The organism is Pleurocapsa sp. FMAR1, assembly GCF_963665995.1.
Lineage (GTDB): Bacteria > Cyanobacteriota > Cyanobacteriia > Cyanobacteriales > Xenococcaceae > Waterburya.
Genome location: NZ_OY762512.1, coordinates 4,015,560 through 4,031,818 on the forward strand (window position 1 = coordinate 4,015,560; position 16,259 = coordinate 4,031,818).

Sequence of the window (16,259 nt, forward strand, 5' to 3'; positions counted from 1 at the left end):
TTAATTAATTAAAAAAAAATAATGGACATAACCTATAGTTATCCCCGCAGTTATATCCGCTATTTTTATTAACGACTACAGTAAATTTACGTAGAATAAAAAAATTAAAATTTTGCAAAAATCACGAAAGTATGACCAAATTGCGATCGCAATTTGGTCATCAAGCAAGTGCTAGTCTTAATAACTATGAAAGATGAACAAAAAATATCTGCTTTTGATGCTGAAATGATGCAGAGATGTATACAGTTGGCACAGCGCGCAGCAGGAAAAACGACACCCAACCCTTTAGTAGGTTCAGTTATAGTTAAAGATGGCAAGATTCTTGGCGAAGGCTTTCATCCAGGTGTAGGACAACCCCACGCCGAAGTATTTGCTTTACAAGCTGCGGGAGAAGAAGCCAAAGGCGCAACAGTATATGTAAATCTTGAACCCTGCAATCACTACGGCAGAACACCACCTTGTTCAGAAGCCTTGATTAAGGCAGAGATAGCCAAGGTAGTTACGGGAATGGTAGATCCCGATCCTCGCGTGGCTGGAGGCGGAATCAAAAAGCTAGAAGATGCGGGAATAGAAGTCATAGTCGGGGTAGAAGAAACTGCCTGTCGTCAGCTAAATGAAGCCTTTATTCACCGTATTAATTATCAACAGCCTTTTGGCATACTTAAATATGCCATGACCTTAGATGGCAAAATCGCAGCCACCACAGGACATAGTGCTTGGGTAACAGGAAAAGCATCCCGTCATCTAGTACATCAGGTAAGAAGCACCTGCGATGCGGTAATTATCGGCGGCAATACGGTACGTAAAGATAACCCGAACTTAACTACTCATGGTGTAACAAAACATAATCCCCTGCGAGTCGTCATGAGTCGTAGCCTAGATTTACCTACTGAATGCAACCTTTGGCAGACCGATATTGCTCCAACTCTAATCTTTACGCAAATAAATAGTAACCCCGTGCTTCAGAAAAAACTAACCAACAAGGGAGTAGAAATTATCGAGGTTACTCAACTCACCCCCAAAATAGCCATGGAACATCTATACCAAAAAGAACTATCTAAAATATTATGGGAATGTGGTGGGACATTAGCAGCTAGTGCGATCGCCGATGGTACAATTCAAAAAGTAATGGCATTTATCGCCCCTAAAATCATCGGTGGAACATCTGCACCATCCCCCGTCGGTGATTTAGGCTTTAGCAAAATGACAGAAGCACTGCAATTAAAACAAATAACTACTCAGGTTATTAATTCAGATATTTTAATTGAAGGATATTTATCAATAAACAATCAATCGTGACAAGTTAAGAGACTACGCTGTTTGTCAACGCGCTGCATCGCATTTTTCAAATAGGCTTCAGCAACTCGAACATCTTGCCGATTTGTATTTAATTCTGCTACTAAATCTAAGATGCTGTTGACGTTATGGGCTAGTTCAGAACATTGAGGAGTCAGAAAACTCATAAGACCAAATAGGTTGTACTACTTAATCTAGAGTTCCCGCACATCAATGATAAATATCTATTTGATTATGATTTTGTTGAATAGCGCGATCGCGTTTTGTAGGCAAAATTTTTTGATTAATACATTTGTATCGTATTGATTTTGCAACACTGACAGATTTATTATATAAACATTTGAAGTAGTTTAGAAATACATAATGCTAGGAAAAAACCATTGTTTTGATAGGGGAGAAATATATTTTCATGATCCTAATGAGTTAGCAATACTTACTTGGCAAACTAAAGATTATGTGATTGTTCGCAATAGCAAAATCATCAGGTTTTCAGTGTATCCTCACTCTATTTCCAATAAAAAAGTTATTGAATGGCTCAGAGGCTTAATTAGTTACAAAGATAAAATAGTTACACCTGGTGGTAGAACGCTATCTTCAGATGGAAAAACTATCAGAAATAATACTGAATTTATCTACTTTATTTTTAATGCTGATAGCAATGCCATCAAAATTGGCAAAGCAAAAGATGTTTATAAAAGAATGAAGTCTCTACAAACTGGCACACCTGTTTATCTAAAGCTACTCAAAATCATAGATAAAAAAGCTGGCAAAGAGGCAAGAGATACAGAACAATCATTGCACAGACAATTCAAACATCTAAAATTGTTAGGTGAGTGGTTCAAATTTAATGATGAATTACAAGAATTTATCAGACAACTTTAAAGACAGATTAATATGAAAACGATAGGAATTTCATATGCAAGAGCCTGGAAATATAGTAAGCCTAGTTTAATGAATAAAATTGAGCTTGGAAAGATATATTTTTTCATTGGCGGAAGCGCATATTTTCATAATCCTCAAATACCAGTTAGATTGAGCTACAAACATAAAGAGTTCTTCTTGATTAGAAAAAATATCAAAATTAAAATTTCTATTTATCCTCGTTCACTTTCTAATCAGAAAATTATCGAATGGTTCAAAACTTGGATTAGCCGAGAAAATATTTTAATTACTCCAGGTGGCGTAAAAATATTATTAAACGAAAAGGCTATATTAAATACACAAGAATATATTTATTTCATATTAAATATTGATAGTAACGCAGTCAAGATTGGCAGAGCAAAAGACGTTTTAAAGAGGCAAAGATCGCTTCAAGTTGCAAATCCTATTGAATTAATTCTGTTAAAGACTGTTCAAGTCAATTCTAATAACGAGGCAAAAGAAAAAGAAAAAGCATTTCACGATCAGTTTTATGATCTAAGGTTAATAGGTGAATGGTTTAAGTATGATGAGAAATTACGTGAATTTATTGAGACTGTTTAAAGCTTATTAGTATGTATAGTATTACGTGTAAACGTGTTTTACATTTTGTAAATTACTACTCTCTACTTATTACTTCCTAATTCTTACTAAAGATTTCAACTCAATGTATATTTTGAGAAGCTACGAGTAGTAGTCAAAAAGTTTCCTCAGTGTTGAGTCATAGATTACTCCGCCCGTTGGTCATAATGGTTTTTTCAGATAAATCTCAAATAGAATCGATAGAATAAACCTTTTTAATCTACATCAGACGTATGATATATTTGCGAATTGATATCCATGCTGAATCAAAACCAGGAAATTGTCACTTATACTAACTGATAAAGATTAATACATAAATATATGACTGTTCAAGCCTTTTGGAAAGCCACTAAAGTCGAAAATGCTCAACCACCATACGATACAATACAACTCAAAGTATTTTATCCAGCATCAGCTCCAGATACTCAGCAAACGTTCTCTTCTTATCCTGCCGATCAAGCTAAAGCTCCTTTTCCAGTAGTAATTTTATTCAGTGGTGTCAACTGTAATTTAGCAATGTACGAATGGTTGGCTTTAAAGTTAACCGCTCGCGGATTAGTAGTAATTTTATTCAACTGGCTGGCAGAAAATATTCCAGGTAACATTTCACTTACTCCTGGTGTCGATCTCGCTGCGCTCTCACCTGATGTCTACGGTACTGTACCTACTGCTTCGGCTTTACCTTCACTTTTAGCTGAATTAGAGCAATTAAACACATTCGGTATATTAGCAGGTCTATTAGATCTTCAAAAGATTATTTTAGGCGGGCATTCTGGTGGTGGAAGGGTAGCTTTAGAAAGCGCTAACACTAAGTTTTTTAGCCAAGTAGCTGCTGCGTTTAGTTACGGAGCGCACACTGCTGCTCCAATACAAATAGGATACGAGTCTAGTACTATTTTATCTTTGCCAAATTCTGTACCAATGTTGCTAATTGGAGGTACTCATGATGGAGTAATTGCTAGGAACAGCAGTATCTATGGTATTGATGAATGGGCAACCGCAGCAACTCCAGTTGTACGTACATTCAGAGAAGCTATTTCTAGAGAACAAGGTGATTCTTATTTAGTCGTAATAGAAGGAGCAAATCACTTTTCTATTGTCGATCGCCTTGATTCTACTTTGCCAGCTGCTGCTTTAGATTTTCCTTCTTCTCAACCACAAACTCAAATTCGCTCAATCATAGCGGAGACAGTTGGTTTGTTTATCGATCTTCATGTCCGCCAACAATTAAAAGCATCTGAACAACTTGAACTATTACTGGAAGATAATTCTCTAATTGCATCTTTTGAATGCAAGTAAATTATCAATTGATCTAGGGTTTTATATTTAGAACTATAGAGTCGAATTCGCTTTATCTGTACATTTGACTCGATCCTAATCTGTACAGTTAAACCGCAGGCTTAAAGCTGTCTTAGCCGTTTGATTGTTGTAACTCCAACTGATGTTAAATTACTGAACATCATTGATAACTAAATTATTACGATGCACCACCGTATCTGCACCGTCATAACCTAAAATTTCAGCAATTTCAGTAGAATGATGTCCTTTTATTTGTTGAATCTCGTTACTGCTGTAGTTAACTAAGCCTCTGCCTAATTCCATACCTTCGTTGTTGCATAGCTGTACTGCATCAGCAGCAAAAAAATCTCCTTCAAGGGCGATAATACCCGCAGGCAATAGAGATGTTTTTTTGTTGGTAACTGCCTTGACTGCACCAGTATCTAAATATAGTTTGCCCATAGGAATTAAACCATAGGTGATCCAGCGTTTGCGGGCATTGTCTGTCTGAGGCTGTGGTTCAAACTGCGTTCCTAAATCTTCTCCCTGTAATATTTTGAGGATATTTTGCGGTTGCTTTCCTTGAGTAATCACGGTTCTAACCCCCGTACTGGTAGCAATTCTGGCTGCGGACAGTTTGGTTGCCATTCCTCCTGTTCCCCACTGAGAACTACTAGAACCTGCATTTACCTGTAGCTGATGAAACTCGTTGCTGCTGACTAACTTAATAGGTTGAGCATCGGGGACGGTTTTGGGATCGGCAGAATACATTCTATCTACGTCAGTCAAGAGAAACAACCAATCTGCTTTAACTAAGCTAGCAACTAAGGCAGATAAAGTATCATTGTCGCCAAATTTTAATTCATCAACGGCAATAGTATCATTTTCATTGACTATAGGAATTACTCCTAAACCCAATAATTCTCTAAAAGTATTAGAAGCATTAACATAAGTATTACGTTCCATTAATTCACGGCGAGTTAAAAGAACTTGAGCGATCGCCTGCTGTAAAGTACTAAATAAATCATCATAAATCCGCATTAGTCTTCCCTGTCCTACCGCAGCCACAGCCTGCTTTAACGCCATCTTGCGCGGTCTTTCGGCTAAATTGAGTCTGGCACAGCCTACCCCCACCGCACCAGAAGAAACTAAGACAATATGATGTCCCTGAGAACGTAAGTAGCTTAAAGTCTCAACTAAAGAAGCAATAGTGGCGATCGCAATTTCTCCTGTAGGCTGAGTCAAGCTAGAAGTACCTATTTTGATTACTATTGTCTGAGGCTTACTGCTCATTAATTTGAGTGACTAGTTGCGGACAAAATGATCTAAACGCATTGATTTGATTCTTTAAATACATGAACAACTAATTGTTAGTGGTCTATGCTACTAAATAACGATTAGAAATAACATAACAATAAAAGTAAGGTTCAATTTTTACGTTTAATTGTCCCCAAAATAATTATAAGTGTGATGGCGATCGCGTGACCTATTTTAAATCAGAAGCAGTCAATAAATCAAAATCTCAATCACTGTCGGCGATCGGAAAAATTCTCGACTCAGCCCAAAAAGCAGCACAAAAACAAGATTGGCTAGAAGTTAGCAACTGTCTAAAAGAATTACCTCAAAGCGAAGCTAAACTGCTGCTTTTAGAGTCGGCACAATGGCAAACAGCATTTGATTTGGCATTAGAAATGTTGCTCAAAGCCGATTTTCAACATAAGTGGGAGATCACCAAGCTATTACCCAGTTTTGGAGAAGATTTAATTCCTCCCCTAGCTTCTTTGGTGCAAGATGAAACTACAGAAGCCGAGGTACGCTGGTTTATTTGCCAGATTTTAGGCAATTTCCCCAATCAAAAAGTAGTCTTGACTTTAGTAGAACTACTCCAGCAAACCACCGATGAAGAGTTAATCGCGATCGCTGGGAAAACTTTAACTAAAATTGGTAATAATGCCATTGATGCTTTAGTAGAGCTTTACGCCCAACCTGAATATCGTCGGTTGGCAGTGCAGTCTTTATATTACATCCGCACTGCCGAAACCATTGAACCTTTACTTAAAATTATTCAAGATACCCAGCCAGAATTACGCACCATCGCCATTAAAGCCTTAAGTAGCTTCCACGATCCCCGTATTCCTGCCGTTTTGATTACGGCGTTAGAGGATAGTGCCAGTAGCGTTAGAAAAGAAGCAGCGATCGCTTTAGGGTTTCGCTCAGATCTCTGTCAAGAATTTGGCTTAATAAATCATTTACGACCTCTTCTATTTGATTTAAATTTGGAGGTATGCCGTCAAGCAGCAGTATCCTTGGGCAGAATGAAGACTAAAGAGGCAAATGCTGTCTTATTCTCAGTCTTGCAAGCAGAAACTACCCCAGTTAGTTTAAAGCTAGACTTAATTAAAGCCTTGGGCTGGAGTGAAATAAGCTCGGCAATAGATTATCTAAACCAGGCATTGACTAATAAGAGTGAATTAGTTCGACAAGAAATTATAATTACTCTGGGTAGAATCACTGCTCAACAATTGCAGCAACAAGCTGCTCAAGTATTAGTAAACTTTTGGCAAGATAATCAAGCATTTTGTGACTCCCAGATTAAACAGGCTTTAGCTACATCTTTAGGAGAATTACGCTGTAGTTGCGCTCAAATAACTTTAGAACAGCTTGCCACAGATAGCGATCGCAAAGTTAAGCTGCACGCACTTTCTGCTTTGAAAAAGCTCTCTTTAACAATGAACAATGAACAATGAACAATAAACAATGAACAATATTTATACTTAACAACCTTAATTATAAGACTTATAAATCTACAGGAAAGGCATAGTAAGCAATTCCTTCAGATTGATAGTTAGGTAAGTTATCTTCGACAAAATCTTTTTCTGAAGCTGAAGGTGTGTAAAAATGCGATCCAGTTTCAGGAAGTGAAAAACGATAGATGGGAATTGTTCCTGGCTGTTGTGTAGTGTAGGCGAAAAAGGACTCACTTTCTAAACTAAAGTTGTCTAAATTATTAGCAATAAAATCTTTTTCCGTTGCCGAAATAGTATACAACTGTGTGCCTGTATTCTGATTCAAAAAACGATAAACTTGTTGTGGTTCAGGGCTACCCGTCAAAGAATCGACGCTGACATAGGAAGCACCTTCAGAAACGTAGTTCGGCAAGTTTTTGATAATAAAGTCCCGTTCATTTTCAGACGTGGTATACAAATGTGTTGATGTATTTTGATTTAAAAAGCGATATACGCTTGAACCTAGAACATCAGGATCGAATTCTCGATCTGCTACTTTGACTGTAAAAGTGTCTTCCACCGAATCGCCAAGTAAGTCTGTAGCCTTGATGCTAATATCTGCTGTACCGCTTTGATTATCTGCATAATCAAGTGTCAGTTCGCCTTCGTTAATCGATACATTGACCAGATCAGGATTAGAATTACTCACAACTTCAAACTCAAGCTCATTCTGTTGAGATATGGAGATATTGCTGTAACCGACTAAATTAGCATCACTCTCTACTACAGGATTATTAGGATCTTCAGCAATTACGGGTAAATCAGTAAAGGCAGGATTTGCCCCACTAGCATCAATGATTGGCAAAGCAGCGATCGCATCTACAGGTTCTAAATCAGCATTGGTAAGCACCTCGCCAAAAACAGTAAATCCGCCATTTTGGTTATCTAGATTAGCAGAATTATCAGCTAAATTGAAAAACCATTGATTAGTAGCACTGTTAGGATCGTCACCTAACTTTGCCATCGCCATCGTACCTCGAAGGTTAGATCTATCTGCACTAAATTCATTAACTACAGGCGGAGCGGCAGGAACTTGTTCTATCCCTAAGTCCTTGACTGTAAACCCTCCTCCTTGCACGATAAAGTTTGGTACAGAACGATGGATAATCGAATTTACATAATCACCATTTTGCACATAGTTACTAAAGTTGTCTACAGTTTTTGGCGCGCCTGCCTCAGCCTGATCGAATAAGAGGACATTAGTTACCCCGCCTCCCAAAGAATTATCAGCTAGTTCAAAACTAGCTACCTCTCCAGTGGTAAAAGGATCGTCAAAGTGTTGTGATAAATTGACGTTAGTATCTGTTTCGTTTTTAAAAACGACCAGATCATAAAGGGGTTGAGTAACAATGGGATTAGTAGTCATAAAGGATTTTCCTCAGCGAAAATAATCATTGTGCCGCTACTAATCTAGACGAGCAAAAAGATAAACGCTAGACTATTTGTACAAAAGTGATTTCAATTTTATATATCTCTTAGATACTGGATAGAGGAGCAAAATAATTATGTCTGACTTAAATCGTGGAATTATGAAATTTGATGGTGCAGATAAACCTATCTTGGTTGCTGTATCCGCAGTTATTATTTTTGGTAGCATTATTGCTTTGATTTCTTGGGCGTTAAAGTCTGCCTACGTAGTCTAGCTTTAGAGCGATCGCAATCAATTGGAAATAGGGAAATGAGCTATATTTTGATTCTCGGCAAAAAAGATCACAATCCTATGTTATGATTCTAAATTGTATTGTGGTGCATAAGGGTCGGTGCCCGAGCGGTTAATGGGGGCGGACTGTAAATCCGCTGGCTATGCCTACGTTGGTTCAAATCCAACTCGGCCCACTACATATAGAGGAGAGAGCTTTAAAAGTTCTCTGCGCGGGTGTGGAACAGCGAGACAGTGTGGTCTTGCGAAGCAGCGCTTCACTTGGGCAAAGCCCAAGTGAAGCGACTGCTGAGGGCGGGGGTTTCCCCCATGAACAACTGTCTCAAGACAGCTCCCTAAACGGGACGGGCGACACAAGGGCATTCCTAAACGGAACGCCCTTCGGGTTCGACAGTTTGCTTATGCCAGGGAACCTGTCCACCGCAACTGTCTCACCTCGCGCCCTTGCCTTTCCACCCGCCTTCATTGCTTCTGAATATGTTTAGCTATGTTCAAGAGATAGCTAAACATAGTCAAAGATAGCTAAAGATGGCTCAAAATTAGGTCACTTTTAGATCGGGTTAAGCTCATCTTGGACAAGATAGATAAGTTATTAGATGCAGCTAACAACAGGTTGAAGCAATCAAACGCTGGCATCAAAATATTTAGGCGCGGACAAAAGTTATCACTACTCTGCCCGAAGAGTAAATCATCACCAGTCAAATAATTGCGATCGCTTTTCTTTTGACCGCGAGGGGTGGCAAGCGGGTGTGGAACAAGCCCCCTGGACGGGACGGGCGACACAAGGGCATTCCTAAACGGAACGCCCTTCGGGTTCGACAGTTTGCTTATGCCAGGGAACCTGTCCACCGCAACTGTCTCACCTCGCGCCCTTGCCTTTCCACCCGCTCTGTTTAAGAGCCATACCCAACGGGGGAGTGGAACATGCGCCTTGCAAAGGCGCGTTTCCTCCCCCCAATCGCGGTGTTGGTGCTGGCTCTTGATACGGCCTATCTGAATTTTGTTGCTGATAAATTAAGATAGCCTGACCCTTCTGTATCTTCTGAAGGATTTCAGTATACATCTCTTCGTTTCTTGCATTGCCCTAGGTCAGAGAAACTTTTAATTCTTTTGGAGTTTGACAAGGCAAATCTAGAAGCTTTTGGCGATCGCTAGTAGAAAATTGATTCCACTGAGGTAGCTTTAATTTTATGCTACACAGGTCTAACTTATAGCCTACCTACATGGGAATACATCTTAAAGAACTAGCAAAATCCATCTCGAATTGAAAAAAATTGCTCATACTTTATAATTTTCACTACATACACAACATTCTTTACTCAAAAGCTACCTGACTAATTCTTCAGTGGGTTAGCTATTTACAAGCTCAACTTCCACCAGAGAATCACCGACTGCTGCTGCGTGTCCCATATCTGTATATGTTGCAGCAGTTGCAGCATTTATCGTATTGTTGGCATGACTGACTTTTCGCCAATAACCCATTGGCGCAACCACAACTCCTTGGCGAGTTATATCACTGAGCATCGCTGGCGCTTGGAAAGCTCCCCTATTGTTATATACCTTCACCATTTGCCCCTTAGAGATACCGCGCTTAAGAGCATCATCGGGATGAATAATTATCTGTGATTCTCCCTCAAGCTTGGCGTGTTTGGGCAGATTGGCAAAGCAAGAGTTAATAAACTGATGTGACTTGATCGACATCAAACTAAGCGGATAGCAACTAGCTAGTTCGGGATTGCTTGGCACAGATTCCCTTTGTGGAGTATAAGTTGGCAAAGGATCGATTGGCTCACCTGGTTCGTACTCTTCAAATCCCTGACGAAAAGCAGGCAGCACGAAACTACTATCTAACTCCAGGCTAGATAAAAATTCACATTTCCCCGAAGGTGTAGGAAAATTGCCCTCTGCATGGGGAACTGCCTCAATTTTCAGTTTGGCAAAGCCTTTTGATTTTAAAACTTCTAGATCGATACCTTCTAAGACTGGTGCAAACCAATCAAGTACCTCCATCACCAACTGCTCGTCAGTCAATTGAAAACACTCATCTTTAAAACCCATGCGCTCTGCCAAACGTCGAAACAGTTCCGTATTAGGGATAGCTTCTGCTATTGGTTGAATAGCTGCATTATTTAGAGTTACATAAGTATGTCCCCAAGAGAACATCAAGTCTAGATTTTCTACCTGGGTGGTAGCGGGTAGAACAATATCGGCGTAATCTGCTGTATCGGTAAAGAAATGCTCGCTGACTACCGTAAATAAATCGTCGCGACTAAGCCCCTCAATAATTTTGTTTTGTTCAGCAGCTTGAGTTACAGGATTGCAGTTATAGACAAACAGCGCTTTTACAGGTGGATCGAGAGGCACTTCTCCCGTCAAAATGCGCCCCAGTTGCCACTGATTGAGAACTCTTGTTCCTGGTTTGATGAAATGAGGACGGTGAACTACGTCCCAGCGAATCGGAAAAGGCCACATAGGGGCTTGTAACATTCCACCTCCTAAGTGTCGCCATGACCCTACTAAAGCTGGTAAACAACTTATAGCACGGATTCCTTGACCGCCTCCAGCCTGTTTTTCTAAAGCAACACCAATACGTACTACTGAAGGTTGAGTTGTGGCGAACTCTCTAGCAAAAGTAACAATATCTTCTACTGAAATTCCTGTAATACTGGCAACTTTTTCTGGAGGGTAATCTTGTACGCGCTGCTTTAATTCAGCAAAACCAGCAGTGTACTTCTCGATATAATCGTCATCGGTAAGATTTTCGTTAATAATAACGTGCATCATTCCTAATGCTAAAGCACCATCTGTTCCTGGACGGATGGGAAGATGCCAATCGGATTGTTTGGCTGTTCGAGTTCGTACTGGATCGATAGAAACCAGCTTTGCTCCATTTTTACGAGCTTCTTGAATAAAAGGCCACAGATGAACATTGGTACTTAGGGCATTACAGCCCCAAAGAACAATATATTGAGAATGAGAAAATGTATCGGGGTCAGTTCCATGAGTTAGACCGTAGGTCATCATAAAAGCTGTACTACTACACGAAGCGCACATTGTACGTTCGGTGACAGTTGCTCCCAGACGATTGAAGAAGGGATCTCCAACTGTTAATCCGTTAAGTAAGCCTTCATGACCCAGGTAACTACAGGGCATAATTGCTTCAGCCCCATGTTCGGCGATTATTTGCTGAAAACGAGTGGTTATCTCATCTAAAGCTTCATCCCAGCTAATGCGCTCAAACTTACCACTGCCTTTTGCTCCGACTCGGCGCATCGGATACAATACACGCTTTTCGCTGTAAACGCGGTCTAGATAGTCACTTACTTTCCCGCACAAAGTCCCCCGTGTAAATGGATGGTCTGGGTTTCCTTCTACTTTAATAGCTTGACCATCTTGAACTGTTACTAGCATTGAGCAAGTATCTGGACAATCATGAGGACAAGCGCCATAAACTACTTTGGGTTGATTACTAACTGTACCGACCATAATATTTACTCCTAAATTTTATTGACAAATTTTTATATAAGGGATGTGTAAAATACAAACAGATAAGCGAATATCTGTTCTTAAAAAGCAAACTTAATTTTGTTAGAGTATTGACCAACAGTAATCTATTACCGTGTTCCTACACTTTGAATAAGCTCAGGACATTTAATATCTAAAATGAATCTTTGCAACTATGTTAAGTATCAATAAATAAAAAAATTGTTAATTAGAATACCTTTCGATTTAAATATTAAAAAGCAGTGACAAAAAGGTTTTGGCTATTTATTTAGATATTTGTTGGTAAAGACAGTTGAGATAATTGATTACAATAATTGCTTAGGCGAGGTTAGGTAGCCTATTCAAAAAAAGCTAAAATCTATATGTGAAGCGGTATCCTTTAAGAAAAGCTGAACCCTATTTGTCCCTATTCGAGGTTAAAAGAGGAATAGCTAATTCCCATCAGACGTATGATTAAGAATAAGATAAATATTTAAAAACAAGCAATAAAATAATTTTCAGAATGAACTTTCAACAAGAGTTTAGCCTTCTATTACGTGCCTGTTATCCCTTGATTTATCTGCCTACCAACGAGGAAGAAAGGGCAGAAAAAGCGATCGCTGCTGTCACCGAGAAAGTAGGCAAGCGCAATGTTTTTATTTGGGATTTTGTCAACGGCTATCAAGAAAACCCTAATAATGCAGGTTTTGGTAAGCGTAACCCTCTACAGGCATTAGAATTTATTACTAATATGCCCAAAAAGGCAGGAGGAGTATTTATACTGCGAGATTTTCAGCGTTTTTTAGAAGATATTGCTATTTCTCGCGAATTACGCAACCTAGCGCGGATCTTAAAGTCACAACCAAAAAATATCGTGATTATTGCTCCTCAAGTTAACATACCCGAAGAATTAGCCGAAGTCATTACGATAGTTGATTTCCCTTTGCCCACTACCCCAGAAATCAAAACCGAAATTACTCGTTTAATTTCGGCAACGGGACAAACTCTGTCTGATAAACTTTTAACTGAATTTGTCAGAGCGGCTAAAGGACTTTCTACAGAAAGGATTAGAAGAGTATTAACTAAAGCGATCGCCAGTACAGGTCAGCTTGAACAAGAAGATGTAGAGCTAATCCTGGAAGAAAAACGCCAGTCAATTCGGCAAACGCAAATATTAGACTTCTATCCCGCCACCGAACAAATTTCCGATATAGGCGGTCTAGACAACCTTAAAAGCTGGCTACTGCGTCGGGGAGGAGCATTTAGCGAGCAAGCTAGAGCTTATGGCTTGCCTAATCCCAGAGGACTATTATTAGTGGGGATACAGGGAACAGGAAAATCTTTGACGGCAAAAGCGATCGCTCATCACTGGCATTTACCTTTGTTGCGGTTGGACGTAGGACGTTTGTTTGCTGGTTTGGTAGGAGAATCAGAATCTCGTACTCGCCAAACTATCGAATTAGCCGAAGCTCTCTCTCCGTGTATATTATGGATTGATGAAATTGATAAAGGTTTTGCAGGAGTAGACGGAAAAGGAGATTCAGGCACTACTAGCCGTGTTTTTGGTACGTTTATCACCTGGTTGGCAGAAAAAAAATCGCCTGTATTTGTCGTGGCTACAGCCAATAATATTCGCTCTCTCCCTCCAGAAATGTTGCGAAAAGGCAGGTTTGATGAGATATTTTTTGTGGGATTACCTAATCAAGAAGAACGACAGGCTATTTTTAAAGTACATTTAGTTAAATTACGTCCCCATAACCCAGGCAATTATGATGTCAAGCGGTTAGCATATGAAACACCAGAATTTTCTGGGGCAGAAATTGAACAGACGATCATCGAAGCAATGCACATTGGCTTTAGCCAAAATCGTGATTTTACTACAGATGATATCCTAGAGGCTGCAAGCCAAATTGTTCCCCTGGCAAAAACAGCCCAAGAACAAATTGAATTTCTGCAAAAATGGGTGGCAGCGGGAAAAGCTCGTCTGGCATCTAAAAATAATGGTTTAAGCGATCGCATTCAAAGTCAACTTAATTAATAGATGACTAAATCTACCTTTGTTCAACGTTTATCATCCACTGTCCAATTTATCTTGGGCTTTATTCTCGGCATTAGTTTAATTGCGGGATTATCAGGCACAGTAATATTTGCTTACTATAAGAAAATGTCTACCTTGCCAAAAAAACCAGTTTTTCCTGAAGTCCCAGCACAACCATCAGCATCCAAAGACACTCAACCATCCACAAGTATTGAACCTTTAGAGCCTAAGTCTAATATGGTTGAAGAATCAGAGAAGTTAGCTCAGGAGAAGGAGACTAAACCAGAATCCCAACCTGAATCTGAGCTACCGCCCAATGCCTATCGCGCAGAGGTTACTTGGCCTCAAGGTCTAAGTTTAAGAGCCGAACCCGACGTAAATGCTGACAGGATTGGCGGAGTAGGTTTTGAGAAAAATATTATCATTCTCGAAGAGTCTGCTGATGGCAAGTGGCAAAGAGTTAGAATTCCTGGGAGTGAGCAGGAAGGTTGGGTAAAGGGGGGAAATATCAAGCGTACTTCTGAGTGAACGTGAGTAGGAAGTAGTAATTTAACCAAAAGTACCAATGTCCACACGTAATGCTATATAAGTAATACCAAATTCGATTATTAAAATATACTTTAAATATGAGTTGGCAAACAGACTAAACCTACTGACTTCTGACCTCTGACCTCTGACCTCTGCCTTCTTTTGACAATGAAACAATGGCGACAAAAAGCAAGAGAACTTAAAAAAGAAATCTATGCTCTTTACTATGCTTGCCAAGATGGGAGAATTCCCTGGTACGTAAAATTTTTAGCTAGTTGCGCGATCGCTTATGCTCTCAGTCCCATCGATCTAATTCCCGATTTTATCCCAGTCTTAGGACTGCTTGACGATCTGATCTTACTGCCGTTGGCAATCACTCTGATTCTGAAACTAATTCCAACCGATATTATGGATGATTGTCGTCGTCAAGCAGAAACGGCGTTGCGATCGCCTAAGAATAAATTCTATCGTCACGCAACTGTAATTATTATTTGTATTTGGTTTTTAACAGGTGCTTTATTAGTTTTCTGGTTAAAAAATTTAAGTCGCTAAAATGAATCGCCACAAATAAGAAATAAGATTATGCGAATTCTATTGGTAGAAGACGATGATCGCATTGCTAAACCACTAGTAGAAGGTTTAAAAAACGAACGTCATGTAGTGGAAGTAGCCAGGGATGGTTTGGAGGGTTGGGAATATGCTCAGGGGGCTGAGTTTGACCTAATTTTGCTAGATCTGATGTTGCCAAAACTTGATGGAATTGAGCTTTGTAAGCGTTTACGAACAGCTAAATCTACGGCATTAATTTTGATGCTTACTGCTAAAGATACTATCGATGACAAGGTGATTGGGCTAGATGCGGGAGCAGATGACTATTTGGTTAAACCATTTAAACTCAAAGAACTAGCAGCCAGAGTCAGAGCTTTATCTCGCAGAAGCTACGAACTTAAACCACAAATTTTTAGCTACGAAGAATTACAGCTTAATCCTAGTACGGGAGCAGTAACTTATCAAGATAATTCACTCTCATTAACCCCAAAAGAATATTTGATTCTAGAATACTTTTTACGTCATCCCCAGCAAATTTTAACCCGTTCGGCTATTCTCGATCAGCTTTGGGAATTTGACAACTCATCGGGTGAAGGAACGATCAAAACTCATATCACTAACTTGCGCCAGAAACTTAAAGCAGCAGGAAGTAAGGATAATTTAATCGAAACAGTTTATGGCATTGGCTATCGTTTGGGGTCACTAGGAAGTAGGAAGTAAGAAGTAAGAAGATACGGGAATTGGCATTAAAAGGGAACATCTCGATCTAATCTTTGAACGTCTGTGGCGAGCAGATCGTTCTCGCTCTTATTACCAAGGAGGATCGGGCTTAGGATTAGCAATTACCCAAGCGATCGTTCGCAACCATAAAGGGACAATTACCGTTACCAACCAGGTAGATATCGGTAGCTGTTTTACAGTGTGTTTACCCATTATTTCTAATTCGTAATTAGCTGATATAGCTGTGGCGCGATCGCCAAATTCTCAAGCAGTAGTTAGAAATTTTCAGATATTTCAATCGAATTTTACCTTCAGCCTTTATTACTTCAAAAGCTTCAGCAGTACCTTCTTAGTCACTCTAAAATTTTATTATTTAAAAATGCTATGAATTCACAGTGGTTATATATTGATAATCGAGTTA

14 protein-coding genes, 1 tRNA gene and 2 pseudogenes are annotated in these 16,259 nt (G+C 39.5%); 12 read left to right on the forward strand and 5 right to left on the reverse strand.

Annotated elements, in window-relative coordinates:
* Positions 1–186 precede the first annotated feature (186 nt).
* Positions 187–1,299: a bifunctional diaminohydroxyphosphoribosylaminopyrimidine deaminase/5-amino-6-(5-phosphoribosylamino)uracil reductase RibD gene (gene ribD, locus SLP02_RS19650; protein WP_319422413.1), complete on the forward strand. Its 1,113-nt coding sequence runs from the start codon at positions 187–189 to the stop codon at positions 1,297–1,299.
* Here ribD and SLP02_RS19655 read toward each other — a convergent pair.
* Positions 1,290–1,463: a hypothetical protein gene (locus SLP02_RS19655; protein WP_319422414.1), complete on the reverse strand. Its 174-nt coding sequence runs from the start codon at positions 1,461–1,463 to the stop codon at positions 1,290–1,292. The genes ribD and SLP02_RS19655 overlap by 10 nt on opposite strands.
* A 196-nt stretch (positions 1,464–1,659) precedes the next feature.
* Between SLP02_RS19655 and SLP02_RS19660 the strand changes: the two genes are divergently transcribed.
* The 3 genes from SLP02_RS19660 (at position 1,660) to SLP02_RS19670 (ending at position 4,095) form a co-directional block, all read left to right on the forward strand.
* Entirely contained in the window at positions 1,660–2,178 is a 519-nt protein-coding gene (locus tag SLP02_RS19660) for a GIY-YIG nuclease family protein (RefSeq protein ID WP_319422415.1), read from the forward strand.
* A 12-nt stretch (positions 2,179–2,190) separates the two neighbouring features.
* Complete coding sequence (locus SLP02_RS19665) at positions 2,191–2,778, forward strand: GIY-YIG nuclease family protein (RefSeq protein ID WP_319422416.1); 588 nt, start codon at positions 2,191–2,193, stop codon at positions 2,776–2,778.
* A 339-nt stretch (positions 2,779–3,117) separates the two neighbouring features.
* Positions 3,118–4,095, forward strand: a complete 978-nt coding sequence (locus SLP02_RS19670) for an alpha/beta hydrolase family protein (RefSeq protein WP_319422417.1) — start codon at positions 3,118–3,120, stop codon at positions 4,093–4,095.
* A 150-nt stretch (positions 4,096–4,245) separates the two neighbouring features.
* Here SLP02_RS19670 and proB read toward each other — a convergent pair whose 3' ends face one another.
* Positions 4,246–5,367 (reverse strand): glutamate 5-kinase, encoded by a 1,122-nt coding sequence (proB, locus tag SLP02_RS19675; protein WP_319422418.1) that lies wholly within the window; start codon positions 5,365–5,367, stop codon positions 4,246–4,248.
* Positions 5,368–5,555: 188 nt separating this feature from the next.
* Between proB and SLP02_RS19680 the strand changes: the two genes are divergently transcribed.
* Positions 5,556–6,821 (forward strand): HEAT repeat domain-containing protein, encoded by a 1,266-nt coding sequence (locus tag SLP02_RS19680; RefSeq protein WP_319422419.1) that lies wholly within the window; start codon positions 5,556–5,558, stop codon positions 6,819–6,821.
* A 49-nt stretch (positions 6,822–6,870) separates the two neighbouring features.
* Here SLP02_RS19680 and SLP02_RS19685 read toward each other — a convergent pair whose 3' ends face one another.
* A complete protein-coding gene (locus SLP02_RS19685; protein ID WP_319422420.1) occupies positions 6,871–8,226 on the reverse strand; it encodes a peptidylprolyl isomerase in 1,356 nt (451 codons plus the stop codon).
* Between the two features lie 139 nt (positions 8,227–8,365).
* Here SLP02_RS19685 and SLP02_RS19690 point away from each other — a divergent pair, with 139 nt between their 5' ends.
* Both SLP02_RS19690 and SLP02_RS19695 read left to right on the forward strand, forming a co-directional pair.
* Positions 8,366–8,503 (forward strand): hypothetical protein, encoded by a 138-nt coding sequence (locus SLP02_RS19690; protein WP_319422421.1) that lies wholly within the window; start codon positions 8,366–8,368, stop codon positions 8,501–8,503.
* 111 nt (positions 8,504–8,614) lie between these two features.
* Positions 8,615–8,696, forward strand: a tRNA-Tyr gene (locus tag SLP02_RS19695).
* A 908-nt stretch (positions 8,697–9,604) separates the two neighbouring features.
* On the opposite strand, the pseudogene SLP02_RS19700 reads toward SLP02_RS19695, so the two are convergent.
* Positions 9,605–9,727: pseudogene (locus SLP02_RS19700) on the reverse strand (nitrate reductase associated protein); the annotation flags it as partial.
* A gap of 143 nt (positions 9,728–9,870) precedes the next feature.
* Positions 9,871–12,006: a molybdopterin-containing oxidoreductase family protein gene (locus SLP02_RS19705; RefSeq protein ID WP_319422422.1), complete on the reverse strand. Its 2,136-nt coding sequence runs from the start codon at positions 12,004–12,006 to the stop codon at positions 9,871–9,873.
* Between the two features lie 520 nt (positions 12,007–12,526).
* On the opposite strand from SLP02_RS19705, the gene SLP02_RS19710 reads away from it, so the two are divergent.
* The 5 genes and pseudogenes from SLP02_RS19710 to SLP02_RS26815 form a co-directional block, all read left to right on the forward strand.
* A complete protein-coding gene (locus SLP02_RS19710; protein WP_319422423.1) occupies positions 12,527–14,041 on the forward strand; it encodes an AAA family ATPase in 1,515 nt (504 codons plus the stop codon).
* A 3-nt stretch (positions 14,042–14,044) separates the two neighbouring features.
* Positions 14,045–14,569 (forward strand): SH3 domain-containing protein, encoded by a 525-nt coding sequence (locus tag SLP02_RS19715; protein WP_319422424.1) that lies wholly within the window; start codon positions 14,045–14,047, stop codon positions 14,567–14,569.
* Positions 14,570–14,737: 168 nt separating this feature from the next.
* A complete protein-coding gene (locus SLP02_RS19720) occupies positions 14,738–15,121 on the forward strand; it encodes a YkvA family protein (RefSeq protein WP_319422425.1) in 384 nt (127 codons plus the stop codon).
* 30 nt (positions 15,122–15,151) lie between these two features.
* A complete protein-coding gene (locus SLP02_RS19725) occupies positions 15,152–15,838 on the forward strand; it encodes a response regulator transcription factor (protein WP_319422426.1) in 687 nt (228 codons plus the stop codon).
* Positions 15,839–15,845: 7 nt separating this feature from the next.
* Positions 15,846–16,067, forward strand: a pseudogene (locus tag SLP02_RS26815) (ATP-binding protein); the annotation flags it as partial.
* Positions 16,068–16,259: the final 192 nt, after the last annotated feature.

What these genes read in the sequence shown, in the direction of transcription:
- SLP02_RS19670 (WP_319422417.1), top strand. Translation starts at nt 3,118, where the DNA reads ATGACTGTTCAAGCCTTTTGGAAAGCCACTAAAGTCGAAAATGCTCAA.
- ribD (WP_319422413.1), top strand. Translation starts at nt 187, where the DNA reads ATGAAAGATGAACAAAAAATATCTGCTTTTGATGCTGAAATGATGCAG.
- SLP02_RS19725 (WP_319422426.1), top strand. Translation starts at nt 15,152, where the DNA reads ATGCGAATTCTATTGGTAGAAGACGATGATCGCATTGCTAAACCACTA.
- SLP02_RS19690 (WP_319422421.1), top strand. Translation starts at nt 8,366, where the DNA reads ATGTCTGACTTAAATCGTGGAATTATGAAATTTGATGGTGCAGATAAA.
- SLP02_RS19720 (WP_319422425.1), top strand. Translation starts at nt 14,738, where the DNA reads ATGAAACAATGGCGACAAAAAGCAAGAGAACTTAAAAAAGAAATCTAT.
- SLP02_RS19710 (WP_319422423.1), top strand. Translation starts at nt 12,527, where the DNA reads ATGAACTTTCAACAAGAGTTTAGCCTTCTATTACGTGCCTGTTATCCC.
- SLP02_RS19715 (WP_319422424.1), top strand. Translation starts at nt 14,045, where the DNA reads ATGACTAAATCTACCTTTGTTCAACGTTTATCATCCACTGTCCAATTT.
- SLP02_RS19705 (WP_319422422.1), bottom strand. Translation starts at nt 12,006, where the DNA reads ATGGTCGGTACAGTTAGTAATCAACCCAAAGTAGTTTATGGCGCTTGT.
- SLP02_RS19665 (WP_319422416.1), top strand. Translation starts at nt 2,191, where the DNA reads ATGAAAACGATAGGAATTTCATATGCAAGAGCCTGGAAATATAGTAAG.
- SLP02_RS19655 (WP_319422414.1), bottom strand. Translation starts at nt 1,463, where the DNA reads ATGAGTTTTCTGACTCCTCAATGTTCTGAACTAGCCCATAACGTCAAC.
- proB (WP_319422418.1), bottom strand. Translation starts at nt 5,367, where the DNA reads ATGAGCAGTAAGCCTCAGACAATAGTAATCAAAATAGGTACTTCTAGC.
- SLP02_RS19660 (WP_319422415.1), top strand. Translation starts at nt 1,660, where the DNA reads ATGCTAGGAAAAAACCATTGTTTTGATAGGGGAGAAATATATTTTCAT.
- SLP02_RS19685 (WP_319422420.1), bottom strand. Translation starts at nt 8,226, where the DNA reads ATGACTACTAATCCCATTGTTACTCAACCCCTTTATGATCTGGTCGTT.